Source organism: Streptomyces achromogenes, from assembly GCF_030816715.1.
GTDB lineage: Bacteria > Actinomycetota > Actinomycetes > Streptomycetales > Streptomycetaceae > Streptomyces > Streptomyces achromogenes_A.
This window is the reverse complement of record NZ_JAUSYH010000001.1, coordinates 937,100-951,228: the sequence shown is the minus strand read 5'-3', so window position 1 is coordinate 951,228 and position 14,129 is coordinate 937,100. Positions and strand designations below refer to the sequence as shown.

Sequence of the window (14,129 nt, the reverse complement as noted above, 5' to 3'; positions counted from 1 at the left end):
GAGTGCCCCCACCGTGACGAGGCGAGCGGCGGGCACGTGCGCCGTGCGCGACGTCCCGCACGCGAAGATCACCGGTGTGGTGAGGTGAGGACGCCGCGCGACAGAGCGACGGTGACGGCTGCCGTGCGGTCGTTGACACCCAGTTTGACGAACGTTCGCAGCAGGTGTGTCTTCACCGTCGCTTCGCCGATGTACAGCTGCCGACCGATCTCGCTGTTGGACAGACCCCGTGCGACGAGGCCGAGTACCTGAACCTCGCGTGGGGTCAGTTGCTCCCCCGCCGGCGCCTGAAGGTGAGTCACCAGCCGGGCGGCCACCGGCGGGGCGAGGACGGTCTCACCGCGGGCCGCCGCCCGGATCGCGTCGGTCAGGCTACCGATCGGGGTGTCCTTGAGCAGGTAACCAGTGGCGCCGGCCTCGATGGCCGGCAGGATGTCGGCGTCACCTTCGTAGGTGGTCAGCACGAGCACGCGAACGCCGGGGTGCTCCTGACGGATGCGCGCCGTCGCGGAGGCGCCGTCGGTACCCGGCATCCGCAGATCCATCAGGACGACGTCCGGGCGCGTCGTGGAGGCGAGGACGATCGCCTCGTCGCCGGAGCCGGCCTCGCCGACGACCCGCAGGTCGTCGTAGGCCTCGAGCATGCCGCGGAGGCCGAAGCGTACGACGGGATGGTCATCGACAATCAGGATGCGGACAGTCATCGGGTCGGTTCCGCCCGCTCAGTGGTCGGGTGTGGAGCTGAGATCAAGTACAGGATGCAGGCTACGCGCCGCCTGCTCGGCCGAGGGCTGCGGCAGCTCGACCCGCACCGTGGTGCCCTGGCCGGGAGCCGATCGCACCGTGCAGGTTCCGCCGAAGCCGGAGGCGCGGGTGCGCATGCCGAGCAGGCCGTATCCACCCCGGACGGTGGCCGGGTCGAAGCCCTGGCCGTCATCGGTGACGGCCAGCGCCATGAGGCCGGAACCGTGGCGTAGCTCGATCCGCACCGTCGTGGCGGCGGCGTGCCTGCCGACGTTGGCCAGGGCCTCCTGCGCGGTGCGCAGCAGGGCGATATCGGTGCCGGTGGATGTACCGGACCGCTCGCCGACGATCGAGACCTCGACGCGCGTACCCGTGTCGCGAGTATGCCGGGCGGCGAGCCGGTCCAGCGCATCCGCGAGCCCGCGGCCGGTCAGGTCGACCGGGGCCGATGCGGCGATCAGCGAGCGTGCCTCCGCGAGGTTCTCGCGGGCGGTCTTCTCCAGGATGTCGAGCTGGCCGTCGGCGGCCGTCGGATCACGGAGCAGGGTCGTCCGCGCGACCTGAGCGAGCATGAGGACGCTGGTGAAGCCCTGTGCCAGGGTGTCGTGGATCTCGGCAGCCAGGCGTTCACGTTCGGCATGGACGCCAGCCTCGTGGCCCGCGCGTTCCAGTGCGGCCCGCGTCCGGGTCAGTTCCTCGATCAGCGCGGCCCGCTTGCGGTTCTGCTCGCGGATGCCGGTCAGATAGGCGCCCACGAGGATCGTCACGGTCAGGGGTACCAGAACCGTCACGCCGGCCATCGCCAGCGTGTAGCGGCTGACTCCGGCCCGCGCCACCATGGCCCAGGCGAGTTCGGCGTAGAGGATCAACAACAGCGGTAGGCGTACTCGCCACCTCGCGACCATCACGAACAGCTGTGGGCAGAGCGCGAACAGCAGTGCGCCACCGATCGGGGCGATGGCGAGCAGGAGCGGGAACGCGACCGCCAGGACGGCGAAATAGGCCGCACCCCAACGCTCGTCGCGGTTCTCCATGGCCCGCGGAGCGACCAGCGCGTAGCAGGCGACGATGACAGCGAGCGTACCGAGGGCCAGCAGGCGTTGTCCGAGCGCCACGGAGACGTCGGCTGCCAGGGCGACGGCAAGAGGTATCGCGACGGCGCCGACGAGGACATGCCATCCGACGCGGTAGCGGTAGCCGAAGTCGACGGTGCTGCGCACTGCCACGCCCTGCCCACCTTCGCCCGCCGGATCTGGCCGCCAGTTTACGGGCGTCCACGTCCACAGTGCCGGACTCGGCGCCGAGGAAGGTCCATGCACCAGTGGAGCCGTGCGTACGTCGATCGGTTGACAACGGGGTCCCACCAAGCGTTGTCGCCGCCGCGCCTCAGAACCGGCACGCTCGACATCGAGAACTTCGGCTCCACACCTGGAGGTACCCCATGAAGAAGAACTGGTTCGTCCTCGGCCTGGGCGCACTGCTGGCCTTTGTCGGCGTGGGCTGGACGTTGCAGGGACTCGACGTCATGAAGGGCTCGGCGATGAGCGGCGTGACGCTGTGGGCGGTCGTCGGGCCGCTCGTGGCGATCGTCGGTCTGGTCGTGCTGGGTGTCGGCTTCGCCCGGCTACGCCGGGTGAGCCGATAAGCGCCGATCAGATGTCGGGTATCGACATGGAGACTCAGAAGACAGATCGGCCGGCACCGGGAAGACCGCCCAAGCAGTGGTACGGCGAGCTTGCCGGCGTCGCGGCCACCGCACTCGCCCTGGGCCTCGGTGAGCTGGTGGCAGCCGCGACGGGCGGGCCCTCAGCGCCCCTCGTGGCGGTGGGTGGCGTCGCCGTGGACGCCGCGCCGACCCCGGTCAAGGAGTTCGCCGTCGCGGTGTTCTACACGTACGACAAGCTGGCGCTGCAGGCTGGAATCGTGCTGGTGTTGGCGGTGTTCGCCGCGTTCATCGGTGTAGTGGCCATGCGTCGCCTCTGGTTCGGGCTGGCCGGCGTCGCTGTGTTCGGGACGATCGGCGTACTCGCGTCGGCCACCCGGCCCAGCGCCACGTGGGCGTACCCGCTGCCGACGGTGGCCGGTGCACTGGCCGCTGCCGGCCTTCTGGTGCTGCTGCGCCGCACCCTGCCGCGCCGTGCTGCGGTATCGGCGCAGGACCTGGGGGACGACACCGGCCCGGATGCGGACGTGGCGGCACAGGGAACCCACACCCTCGTGCAGGGAGCCGGTTCACCGTCGTCGGACGCCGGCGTCTCGGTGCTGGACGGCGCGGGACGGCCGCCGGGCCGACGACGGTTTCTCGCGCTGGCGATCGGGGCGATCGGCGCGGCCGCGGTGGCCGTACCGGGCGGACGCGGACTCTGGGCACAGCGTGTGGCCGCGGCCCGGGCCGCGGTGGTTCTGCCTTCGCCGTCGATCCCGGCAGCGCCCTTGCCCGCCAAGGTCTCCGTGGGCGTGCCCGGAGTGGAGCCGTTCGTGACCAGGGCTTCGGACTTCTACCGGATCGACACTGCTTTGACGGTGCCGCAGACGGAACCGAAGGACTGGCGGCTGAGGATTCATGGCCGGGTGAAACGGCCGCTGACACTGACGTACGAGCAATTGCTGGCACGGCCGATGGTGGAGCGCTACATCACGCTGGCGTGTGTGTCCAACGAGGTCGGTGGCCGGTTGGTCGGCAACGCGCGGTGGTTGGGGGTGCCGATCAAGGATCTGCTGGATGAAGTCGAGCCGCACGACAGGGCGGATCAGGTGGTGAGCCGTTCCGTGGACGGATACACGGCAGGTACACCGACGGCAGCGTTGCGTGACGGGCGGGGCGCGTTGCTGGCGGTCGGGATGAACGGGGAGCCACTGCCGGTCGACCACGGGTTTCCGGTCCGGATGGTGGTGCCCGGGCTGTACGGATACGTATCGGCGACGAAGTGGTTGACGGAGCTGGAGCTGAGTCGTTTCTCGGACTTCAGCGCCTATTGGGTACGGCGGGATTACGCGGCGCTGGCTCCGGTGAAGACGCAGGCGCGGATCGACACACCGGCCTCGGGCAAGCATCTGACGCAAGGTCTGGTGATGGTGGCCGGGGTGGCGTGGGCACCACATCGTGGGGTGTCCGCGGTGGAGGTCCGCGTGGACGACGGACCATGGCAGCAGGCACAGCTCGCGGCGGTGCCGTCGGTGGACACATGGCGGCAGTGGCGCTGGCCGTGGCAGGCGACGCCCGGCGAGCATCGGCTGCAAGTACGCGCCACCGACAACACCGGACAGGTGCAGACAGGGCAGGTGCACAGGCCGTTGCCCGACGGGGCGACCGGCAGGCACACGATCAGGGTCACGGTCGCCTAGCCGTTCCCGCGTGAAGACTCGAATCCGCAAAGGGCTGCGGCAGTCGGCGCGGTGCGCGACGCGGTCAGGAGGAAGGGAGGCAACGCCGTCGAGCCGGTACCGGGGCCGGGCGCCCGCGCAGGCAGCGGAGGCGCCCGCCTGCGCGTCGCGGTCCGGCGGCCCAGTCCCCCCTCACATACCGATCCGCGCCGCGATGACCGGTGCCAGCCGGTCCGCGATGACGCGGTGCCCCCGGTCGTTGGGGTGGACCGAGTCCGTCAGGTCGCCCGAACCCAGCCAGCCGGTGGTGTCGACGAAGGAGACCCGGGAGTCGCCGCCGTCGACGGCCGCCTTGACCGCTGCCTCGGTCTGCGGGACGTACCGGCCGCGGAAGGTCTCCAATGCGAAGATCCACGCCTGCGGGTACGCGGCGCGGACCTTGCGCAGCAGGCTGGTGTACGCCGCCTGGAACTGCGCGGAGCTGACTTGGTGGCCCACGTCGTTGGTGCCGAGGTTGAGGACGACCGCGTTCGCCTGGTAGCGGGAGAAGTCCCAGTCGGGGGTGGCCGCGTTCGGGTTGAGTTTGGTGAACTGCCGCTCCAGGCCGACGCATCCGTCCGCCGCGGCGACCAGACAGGCGCCGCCCTGGGCGATCTGGGTGTGCGCGGTTCCGAGTCGTTCCCCGATCAGCCAGCCGTACGCGGTGCGGGCGTTCTGCGACGACGTCGTCCCCACCGTGATCGAGTCGCCGACGAACTCGATCAGCTTGCCGGGCGCCGGCGGTGCGAACGTCGTGGCGCCGGTGTCGAGGACCAGTCCCTGAAAGACGGCGTCACCCCGGTAGGAACCGGCGACCACCTGGTAGTTGACCTGAAGGGTGTGGTTGCCGGAGGACAGCGGGGAGGGGGTCAGGTTCACCGTTGCCTTGACGTCGTCGTAGAACTTCACCGGACCGTTGTCGATCCTCGCCCAGAAGTCGATCGTCCCGCGCTGCTTGAGCTGGACGGTCCGGCCGGTGAAGCCGACCCGGTAGTAGGCGCCCGCCCAGTACGGGGTGTAGGCGGTGGAGGTCCTGGTGTCCCAGCGGCCCACGAACTTGATGTTCGGGTCGCCGGGTTGGCCGGGAGCGGCCGCCAGGGTGGACGCGGGGCTGCCGAGTCGGGCGGCGATGACGGGGGTGAGGCGGTTCGCGAACTTGGTGTGGCCCGCCTCGTTGGGGTGCCCGTTGCCGTCCTCGTAGTCGGTGCCGTCGGTCAGCCAGCCCGTGGTGTCGACGTAGTGCACCCTGCTGTCACCGGCGTTGGTGCGGGCGGTGACGGCCCCCCTGGTCTCGGTGACGTAGCGTTTCTTGAGCGTCTGCACGGCGAAGAGTTGCGCGTTCGGGTAGGTGGCGCGCAGGTCGGCGAGGAACTTGGTGTAGGCCGACCGGAAGGCGGGGCCGGTCACGCCGTGGCCGATGTCGTTGGTGCCCAGGTTGATGACGACGGCGTCCGCCCGATAGCGGGAGAAGTCCCAGTTCTGACCGCCTGTGGCGGCCGTCCTGAAGAACTGCGTGCTCAGGCCCGTGCATCCGGACTGGGCGACGAGGCAGTAGCCGGATCGGGCGATCTGGGTGTGGCGCGCCCCCAGTTGCTCGCCGGCCTTCCAGGCGTACGAGTCCAGTGCGAGCCGGTCCGTGAGCGCGCCGGCGGTGATGGAGTCACCGACGAACTCGACGAGCCGGGAGGGGGTGTTCGGCGCGACCGTGCGCGCACCGGGGTCCAGCACCAGTCCCTGGAAGACGGTGTCGCCGGAGCGGTACGAGACGCGCAGGGTGTGGGTGTCGGCGGACAGGGGCTCGGGAGTGAGGTTCACCGTGCCGCGCACGCCCGCGTGGAAGACGTCGGGGCCGCCGTCGATGCTGGCGTACAGGTTGACCGCGGCTCTTGCCTTGACCTTCACCGTGGTGCCGGTGAAGGCCGTCTGCAGATACGCACCGGTCCAGGAGGGCACCGCCGCCGTGCCTGCGCTGGTGTCCCAGCGCCCGACGTAGACGATGTTGGGGTCGGAGACCGCGCCGTCACCCGGCGCGGCCTGGGCGGGGGAGCTCCCCGTCCAGGACAGCAGGCAGGCGACGAGGACGGCCGTGACGAGCGCAGGGAGGGCACGGGCGAGGCGGCGTAAAGAGGTGACGTGGGGGGCGGCGTGGGGGGTGGTCTGCACGGGGATCCCTTTCGGCGTGGGGTGGGAGCGCTCCCATAGGCAGCCTTTCGAGAGAAGCAATGAAACGGTTCAGCGTCAAGGGTCCGCGCGGGTTCGCGTGAGGCGGGCAACCCACCGACAAGCAGCGGAAGTTGATCGACTGTGGCATGCCGCATGGAAGGTGGCGGGCGTCTCGCCGAGGATCACCACTCACCGGCCTCTCCGTTTGTTCGCCTCCGGCGACCTCGGCCTTGTGCTCGGAAACCGATCGGTTTACCATGATGGAAACCGGTCGGTTTCACAATGAATCCAAGGGCTGGTCCGCGGTCACGCCCCTTCCGGGCAGGCCCTGTCCGAATCACCCGTCCGCAGCAGTTCACACAGAGGGAAGCCAGCGAGATGCCCAGCTCAGAGCCACGTCCTACGATTCACCTGCCGGGAACCACCAGCCACGTCATCGCCCCGCGCGCAGGACACCGCAGCCACGAGGGGACCCTGCGGTACCTCACAGCGGGCACCGGCGCTCCCGTGGTCCTGCTGCACACCGTGCGCACCCAGGCCGAGCACTTCCGCTCCCTCATCCCGCTGATCGCGGACCGGTACACCGTGTACGCCCTCGACCTGCCGGGGATGGGCTACTCCGAGATCGTGCCCGGTGCGTCGTACGACGAGCCGGCCATGCGCGCGGGCGTCAAGCGGCTCCTGACCGAACTCGACCTCCGCGACGTGACCCTGGTCGGGGAATCCATGGGGGCGGTGCTCGCCCTGACCACCGCGGCCGACCTGCCCGAGCGGATCCGGCGCGTCGTCGCGGTGAACACGTACGACTTCCGCGGCGGTATCGCCCGGTCCGGTCTTCTCGCCCGTGTGGTGGTCGGCGGCGCCCTGGCTCCGGGGGTGGGCCCGGTGATCGCCGGGGTGGAGCCCAAGGCCGTCTTCCGCAGGATCCTGCAGGGCGGGCTGGTCGACAGGGCCGCGCTGCAGGAGGACTACATCGACGAACTTCTCCAGGTGGGCCGCCGTTCCGGCTACGCGAGCGTCGCCCGGGCCGTGTACCAGAGCCTGCCCAGTCTCATCGCCGCCCGCTCGCGCTACCCGGAGGTCAAGGCGCCCGTCCACCTCGTCTACGGGGAGAAGGACTGGTCGCGGCCATCGGACCGGCAAGCCAACAAGGAGCTGCTGCCGGCCGCCGATTTCACGCAGGTGCCGGGAGCAGGTCACTTCATCGCCTTGGAACGGCCCGACCTGCTGGCCGACTTGCTCAACACGGTGGAGTGACGGTCCCGGGAGCGCCGTAGCCACCCTCGTTCGGGGGCAGTACTTGACGAGGACCAGGTTCGACCATGTGACTGACAGCGTCGTGGCATGCAAAGGAGCAGTCGCGTGGCAGAGATTCAGGTCGAGTTCGACGTCCCGGCTCAGATGCGTGACGGCACGGTGCTGCGCGCGGATGTCTACCGGCCGGGCGGTACGGGACCGTGGCCTGTGCTGCTGAGCCGACCTGCCCACCTTCCCACTCGGCGGCTGGTACGACATCTTCGCCCAGGGCGCGCTCGACAACGTCACCGCCGTGCGCCGGGCCGGCCGGTCCGCCACGTTGATCACGGGCCCGTGGACCCACACCGACTGGCAGCACGTGGTCGGTGACGTCAACTTCGGATTCGCTGCGCACTCCCCAGTTCGACTGGTTCGCGCGCACGCTCGGCGAGGGGGCGGCGCCGGAGCCGGACACGGGCACGGTGCTGCTGTTCGTGATGGGAGCCAACCAGTGGCGAGAGGAGACGGAATGGCCGCTGTCGCGGGCGGTGGACACGGACTTTCCACCTGCGTGGGGGCGGACGCCTGACGCGGGAGCCGCCGTCCACCGCCGAGCAGGCCGAGGAGTTCACCTACGACCCGATGGATCCGGTGCCCACCACCGGCGGCGCGCTCCTGATGACCGACGACTTCCGTCCCGGACCGCTGGACCAGACGGCCGTGGAGGCGCGTGAGAACGTCCTGGTCTTCACCACCGAACCGCTCGCCGAGGACCTGGAGGTGACCTGTCCGGGCTCAGCGACTGCTGGGGCTGGACCTGCTGGTAGTAAGACGTCTCCCATGTGCCCGGTCACCGTGACAAGCCTTGCTGACCTGCGCAAGGGCAGTCTGCCTCGGTGGATGAGGCAGTGCGCGCCGCATTTCCGTCCCGTGCTTGACACAACGTCCGAACAGCGGGCCCGTACCGGACAGATCGAGCGTTGGCTCGCCGCCTGGCGGCGGGGATGCTCGGCAGAGCGCACCAGTCCGACGACCCACGCCGGGAGACGAACATGACCGCACTGTCGCCGCACCTTCGCCAGGCCACGCCCGTGGTGGCGGTCCGGGGCGAGGGCGTCCATCTCTTCGACCAGGACGGCCGCCGCTACCTCGACTTCACCGCCGGCATCGGCGTCACCAGCACCGGCCACTGCCACCCCAAGGTGGTCGCGGCGGCTCAGGAGCAGGTGGGCACCCTGATCCACGGCCAGTACACGACAGTCATGCACGAGCCGCTGCGCCGTCTGGTCGGCAAGCTCGGTGAGGTGCTGCCGGCCGGTCTGGACAGCCTGTTCTTCACCAACTCCGGCAGCGAGGCCGTCGAGGCCGCGCTGCGCCTGGCCCGCCAGGCGACCGGTCGGCCGAACGTCATCGTGTGCCACGGCGGCTTCCACGGTCGTACGGTCGCCGCCGCCTCCATGACCACCTCCGGTACCCGCTTCCGCTCCGGTTTCTCGCCGCTGATGAGCGGTGTGGTCGTCACCCCGTTCCCGTCGGCCTACCGCTACGGCTGGGACGAGGAGACCGCCACCCGCTTCGCCCTGCAGGAGCTGGACTACACGCTCCAGACGATCTCCTCGCCCGCGGACACGGCCGCTCTCATCGTCGAGCCGGTGCTCGGCGAGGGTGGGTACGTGCCTGCCAACCGGGTCTTCATGGAGGGGCTGCGGGAGCGCGCGGACCGCCACGGGTTCCTCCTGATCCTCGATGAGGTGCAGACCGGCGTCGGCCGCACCGGCCGCTTCTGGGGGCATGACCACTTCGGCGTCACGCCCGACATCCTCGTCACCGCCAAGGGTCTGGCCAGCGGCTTCCCGCTGTCCGGGATCGCCGCCTCCGAGGAGCTGATGGCCAAGGCGTGGCCGGGCTCGCAGGGTGGCACGTACGGCGCCAACGCCGTAGCCTGCGCCGCGGCCTGCACCACTCTCGACGTCGTACGCGACGAGAGGCTCGTCGAGAACGCCGAGGCGATGGGCAAGCGGCTGCGGCAGGGCCTGGAGGCGGTCGCCGACCGCACCCCGGGCATCGGGGACGTACGCGGCCTCGGGCTGATGCTGGCCACCGAGTTCGTCACCGAGGACGGCAGGCCCGACCCCGAGACCGCCGCCCGCGTCCAGCGCGCCGCGATCGACGAGGGCCTGCTCCTGCTGCTGTGCGGTGCCTGGAACCAGGTCGTCCGCATGATCCCGGCGCTCGTCATCGACGAGGCGGCGGTGGACGAGGGCCTCCAGGCGTGGGCGACCGCGGTGGAAGCCGGTACCGCAGGAGCATCGCCGCGATGAGCGACAGCGCGGCGCGGCTGACCGCCCGCCTGAGCGAGACGGCTCCCGGCCTGCGGGTGGAATCCGGCCCGGGCGCCCTCGGCCAGTACGCCTACGACGCCTCCAACTACCGTGTCCCCCCGCAGGCTGTGGCCTTCCCCCGCTCCACGGACGATGTGGTCGCCGTGCTGCGGGCCTGCAAGGAGACGGGCGTCGCGGTCACCGCTCGCGGCGGCGGCACCAGCATGGCGGGCAACGCGGTCGGGCCGGGCGTCGTCCTGGACTTCTCCCGGTACATGAACCGGGTCCTGGACATCGACCCGGCCGGCGGGACCGCGCGTGTCGAGGCCGGAGTCGTCCTCGACGCGCTGCAGAGCGCGACCGCCCTGCACGGGCTCTCCTTCGGCCCCGACCCGTCCTCGCACAGCCGCTGCACCATCGGCGGGATGATCGGCAACGACGCGTGCGGCAACCGGTCCGTGCGGCACGGGCGGACCAGCGGCCACATCGAGGCGCTGGAGATCGTGACGGCCGACGGTGTGCGGGCCGTCGCCGACCACGTGGGGCTGCACCCGGTGGACCCCGCGGAGTCGGAGCGCGTCGCCCGCCTCGAAGCGGACGTACGACGCCTGATCGGCGACAACCTGGCGCCGATCCGGACCGAGCTGGGCCGCATTCCCCGCCAGGTCTCCGGCTATCAGCTGCACCATCTGCTGCCCGAGCGCGGCTTCGACGTGGCCCGCGCCCTGGTCGGCACCGAGGGCTCCTGTGCGGTCGTCACCGCCGCGACGGTCCGCCTGGTGGCGACCGCACAGGCTTCGGCACTGCTCACCCTCGGTTACGACGACGTCGTCGACGCGGCCGAGGACGTGGCGGAGATCCTGCGGTGGAATCCGACCGCCGTCGAGGGCATGGACGAGGCGATCGTCGCCACCATGCGAGCCCGCCGCGGCCCCGACTCCGTCACCGGGCTGCCCGAGGGGCGCGCCTGGCTGTACGTCGAACTCGACGGCGACGACCAGGCCACGGTCAACACGCGCGCGGCCGAGCTCCTCGGCGTGCTCAAAGCACAGGGCCGGATGACCGGCGGGCGGGTCGTGGAGAGCGCGGCCGAGCGGCGCTCCCTGTGGCGGGTCCGCGAGGACGGGGCCGGCCTGGCCGCCCGACTCCTCGACGGCGGGGAGTCGTGGCCGGGCTGGGAGGACTCTGCGGTCGCGCCCGAGAACCTCGCCGGCTACCTGCGGGACTTCCGCAAGCTGCTGGCCGACCACGGGCTGACGGGCGTGATGTACGGGCACTTCGGCGCGGGGTGCGTCCACGTGCGCATCGACTTCGACCTTGCCTCGGACGAGGGCCGCGCCGCCGCCCGCCGCTTCCTGCACGAGGCTGCGGCCCTCGTCGTCGCGCACGGCGGGACGCTGTCCGGCGAGCATGGCGACGGGCGGGCGCGCGGTGAGCTGCTGGAGGTCATGTACAGCCACCGGATGATCCGGGCGTTCGCCGCCTTCAAGGAGGTCTTCGATCCCGAGGGGCTGTTGAACCCGGGGGTCATCGTGGCTCCGGCCCCGCTCGACGCCGATCTCGCGCTGCACCAGATTCAACCCTTGGCAACGGAGTTCACCTTCCCGCACGACGAGGACGGCTTCGCGGGCGCGTCCCGCCGTTGCGTCGGCGTCGGTCGATGTCGCAGCGACGCGGGCGGTGTGATGTGTCCGAGCTACCGGGCCACGGGGGAGGAGAACGACTCCACGCGGGGTCGAGCCCGCATCCTCCAGGAGATGGTGCGCGGGGAGACCGTGCAGGACGGCTGGCGCTCGACGGAGGTCAAGGACGCGTTGGATCTGTGCCTGTCCTGCAAGGCGTGCTCCAGTGACTGCCCGGTGGGCGTCGACATGGCCACCTACAAGGCCGAGTTCCTGCACCAGCACTACAAGGGCAGACTCCGGCCCCGCTCCCACTACTCGCTGGGTTGGCTGCCCCTGACCTCCGCCCTCGCCGGGTACGCCGCCCGCCCGCTCAACGCGCTGCTCCGCGGACCGCTCGGCCGACTCCTCGCCCGTCTCGGAGGCGTCACCACGAAGCGCACTATCCCTGCCTTCGCCTCCCGGCACGCCCTGCGCAGGGTCCTGCGGCATGCGAAGGCCGGCGAACCAGCCAAAGCCCTGCTCTTCGTCGACAGCTTCACCCGTGCCTTCCGTCCCGAGGTGGCGGGAGCCGCGAGCCGTGTCCTCGCCGAGGCGGGAATCCCCTGCACTGCGGAGGACGGTCTGTGCTGCGGTCTGACCTGGGTCAGTACCGGCCAGCTCTCCGTGGCCCGCCGCATCATGGCCCGTACGGTCGCCCACCTGGACAACGGCGACGAGCGGCCCATCATCGTGGCCGAGCCCAGCTGTGCCGCGGCCCTCAAGCGCGACGTGCCCGAGCTCCTCGGGACTGACGCCGCCCGGCGGGTCGCGGACCGCGTCCACACCTTCACGGGTGCCCTGACCGACCTGGCCGCCCCGGACTGGAGCCGGCCCGCGTTGCCGGACAACGTCGTCCTGCAGACCCACTGCCACGAGTACGCCACCTTCAAGGGCCGCCGCCCGGCCGATCTGCTGCGCCGACTGGGTGTGGGCAAGGTCGACGAGGCCGAGGGCTGCTGCGGACTCGCCGGGAACTTCGGCTTCGAGGAGCAGCACTACGACACCTCGATGGCCGTCGCCGACCTGGCCCTGAGGCCACGCCTCGACGGCATCGACCCGAACACTCCGAGCGTCGTCGTGGCCGACGGTTTCAGCTGCGCCACCCAGATCGACCACCTCGCCGGAGACCGGGGCATCCGCGCCCTGCATCTCGCGGAACTGCTCGACCGCGCCGCCGATCAACCAGGAGAGACCTCATGACCGACACACCTACGCAGTTGTTCATCGGCGGCGCCTGGGTGGACGCCGCGGACGGCGCCACCATGCCCGTCGACGACCCCGCGACCGGCGAGATCCTCTGTCATGTCGCCGACGCGGGGCCGAAGGACGCCCGACTCGCGGAGGAAGCGGCCGTCCAGGCACAGGAGGAGTGGGCTCGTACGGCGCCCCGCGTGCGCAGTGAGATATTGCGGCGTGCCTACGAGATCGTCCTCGAGCGCACCGACGAACTCGCCCACCTGATGACGTCCGAGATGGGCAAGCCGCTCGCTGAGGCCAGGGGAGAGGTGGCGTACGCGGCCGAGTTCTTCCGCTGGTTCTCGGAGGAGGCCGTGCGCATCGACGGCGGCGCCGGCGTCCTGCCCGACGGCCGCAACCGCATGCTGCTCTCCCGCCGCCCGGTCGGCCCCTGTCTGCTGATCACACCGTGGAACTTCCCGCTGGCCATGGGCACCCGCAAGATCGGCCCCGCCGTCGCCGCCGGCTGCACGATGATCCTCAAGCCCGCCCCCCAGACCCCTCTCTCCAGCCTGGCCCTCGCCGCGATCCTCAAGGAGGCCGGGCTGCCGGACGGCGTGCTGAACGTCGTCACCACCTCCCGTGCGGGGGAGGTGTGCGAACCGCTCCTGCGCGGCGGGCGGATTCGCAAGCTCTCGTTCACCGGCTCCACCGACGTCGGGCGCCTGCTGCTCGCCCAGTGCGCCGACGCCGTCGTACGGACCTCGATGGAGCTCGGCGGCAACGCGCCGTTCATCGTCTTCGACGACGCCGACCTCGACGTGGCGGTCGACGGGGCGATGCTCGCCAAGATGCGCAACATGGGCGAGGCGTGCACCGCCGCCAACCGCTTCTTCGTCCACCGGTCGGTGGTCGAGGAGTTCGGACGACGCCTGGCCGAGCGCATGGGCACCCTCGTCGTGGGGCCCGGCACCCGGGACGGGGTCGATGTCGGCCCGCTGATCGACGCGGCCGGGCGGGCCAAGGTGGCGGAGCTGGTCGGCGACGCGGTGGAGCGCGGCGCCCGGGTGCTCGTCGGCGGCCGCACGCCCGAGGGTCCGGGCTGCTTCTACCCGCCCACCGTGCTCACCGACGTCGACCCGGGCAGCCGCCTGATGGACACGGAGATCTTCGGTCCCGTCGCCGCGATCCTCACCTTCGACGACGAGGACGAGGTCGTGCGCCGCGCCAACGACACCCCCTGGGGCCTGGTCGGCTACGTCTTCACCGAGGGCCTCGACCGCGCCCTGCGCGTCAGTGAACGCCTCGAAGTGGGCATGGTCGGCCTCAACACCGGTCTCGTCTCCAACCCGGCTGCCCCCTTCGGAGGGGTGAAGCAGTCCGGGCTCGGCAGGGAGGGCGGCCGGGTGGGGATCGACGAGTTCCTGGAGTACCAGTACCTCGCGGTGCCCGTGCGATGACG

General features: G+C 70.9%; 9 protein-coding genes. 6 read left to right on the top strand and 3 right to left on the bottom strand.

What is annotated here, in order from left to right; all coding sequences use genetic code 11:
* Positions 1–68 precede the first annotated feature (68 nt).
* Together QF032_RS04205 and QF032_RS04200 are read right to left on the bottom strand one after the other, a co-directional pair.
* Positions 69–704, bottom strand: a complete 636-nt coding sequence (locus QF032_RS04205; RefSeq protein WP_307054941.1) for a response regulator — start codon at positions 702–704, stop codon at positions 69–71.
* Positions 705–722: 18 nt separating this feature from the next.
* Positions 723–1,970 carry a sensor histidine kinase gene (locus QF032_RS04200; RefSeq protein WP_307040103.1) on the bottom strand — a complete coding sequence of 416 codons (1,248 nt, stop codon included), beginning with the start codon at positions 1,968–1,970 and terminating at the stop codon, positions 723–725.
* Positions 1,971–2,185: 215 nt separating this feature from the next.
* On the opposite strand from QF032_RS04200, the gene QF032_RS04195 reads away from it, so the two are divergent.
* Both QF032_RS04195 and QF032_RS04190 read left to right on the top strand, forming a co-directional pair.
* A complete protein-coding gene (locus tag QF032_RS04195) occupies positions 2,186–2,389 on the top strand; it encodes a hypothetical protein (RefSeq protein WP_307040101.1) in 204 nt (67 codons plus the stop codon).
* 26 nt (positions 2,390–2,415) lie between these two features.
* Entirely contained in the window at positions 2,416–4,089 is a 1,674-nt protein-coding gene (locus tag QF032_RS04190) for a molybdopterin-dependent oxidoreductase (protein WP_307054939.1), read from the top strand.
* Between the two features lie 171 nt (positions 4,090–4,260).
* Here the strand turns inward: QF032_RS04190 and QF032_RS04185 are convergent, their stop codons facing one another.
* Positions 4,261–6,270, bottom strand: coding sequence for a GDSL-type esterase/lipase family protein (locus tag QF032_RS04185; RefSeq protein WP_307054937.1), 2,010 nt, complete (start codon positions 6,268–6,270; stop codon positions 4,261–4,263).
* Positions 6,271–6,648: 378 nt separating this feature from the next.
* Between QF032_RS04185 and QF032_RS04180 the strand changes: the two genes are divergently transcribed.
* The 4 genes from QF032_RS04180 to QF032_RS04165 all read left to right on the top strand — a co-directional run bounded on the left by QF032_RS04180 (position 6,649) and on the right by QF032_RS04165 (position 14,127).
* Positions 6,649–7,527 (top strand): alpha/beta fold hydrolase, encoded by an 879-nt coding sequence (locus QF032_RS04180; protein ID WP_307054935.1) that lies wholly within the window; start codon positions 6,649–6,651, stop codon positions 7,525–7,527.
* 1,031 nt (positions 7,528–8,558) lie between these two features.
* The gene (locus QF032_RS04175) at positions 8,559–9,827 is read left to right on the top strand and encodes an aspartate aminotransferase family protein (RefSeq protein WP_307040084.1); all 1,269 of its coding nucleotides are present in this window, start codon (positions 8,559–8,561) and stop codon (positions 9,825–9,827) included.
* Positions 9,824–12,691: an FAD-binding and (Fe-S)-binding domain-containing protein gene (locus QF032_RS04170; RefSeq protein WP_307040082.1), complete on the top strand. Its 2,868-nt coding sequence runs from the start codon at positions 9,824–9,826 to the stop codon at positions 12,689–12,691. The genes QF032_RS04175 and QF032_RS04170 overlap by 4 nt, the downstream gene beginning before the upstream one ends.
* Positions 12,688–14,127: an NAD-dependent succinate-semialdehyde dehydrogenase gene (locus tag QF032_RS04165; protein WP_307040080.1), complete on the top strand. Its 1,440-nt coding sequence runs from the start codon at positions 12,688–12,690 to the stop codon at positions 14,125–14,127. Before QF032_RS04170 ends, QF032_RS04165 begins: the two co-directional genes overlap by 4 nt.
* Positions 14,128–14,129 lie beyond the last annotated feature (2 nt).

Bases quoted from the DNA above. Each gene is read 5' to 3' on its own strand.
- QF032_RS04170 (WP_307040082.1), top strand. From the start codon at position 9,824: ATGAGCGACAGCGCGGCGCGGCTGACCGCCCGCCTGAGCGAGACGGCT.
- QF032_RS04165 (WP_307040080.1), top strand. From the start codon at position 12,688: ATGACCGACACACCTACGCAGTTGTTCATCGGCGGCGCCTGGGTGGAC.
- QF032_RS04175 (WP_307040084.1), top strand. From the start codon at position 8,559: ATGACCGCACTGTCGCCGCACCTTCGCCAGGCCACGCCCGTGGTGGCG.
- QF032_RS04205 (WP_307054941.1), bottom strand. From the start codon at position 704: ATGACTGTCCGCATCCTGATTGTCGATGACCATCCCGTCGTACGCTTC.
- QF032_RS04195 (WP_307040101.1), top strand. From the start codon at position 2,186: ATGAAGAAGAACTGGTTCGTCCTCGGCCTGGGCGCACTGCTGGCCTTT.
- QF032_RS04190 (WP_307054939.1), top strand. From the start codon at position 2,416: ATGGAGACTCAGAAGACAGATCGGCCGGCACCGGGAAGACCGCCCAAG.
- QF032_RS04180 (WP_307054935.1), top strand. From the start codon at position 6,649: ATGCCCAGCTCAGAGCCACGTCCTACGATTCACCTGCCGGGAACCACC.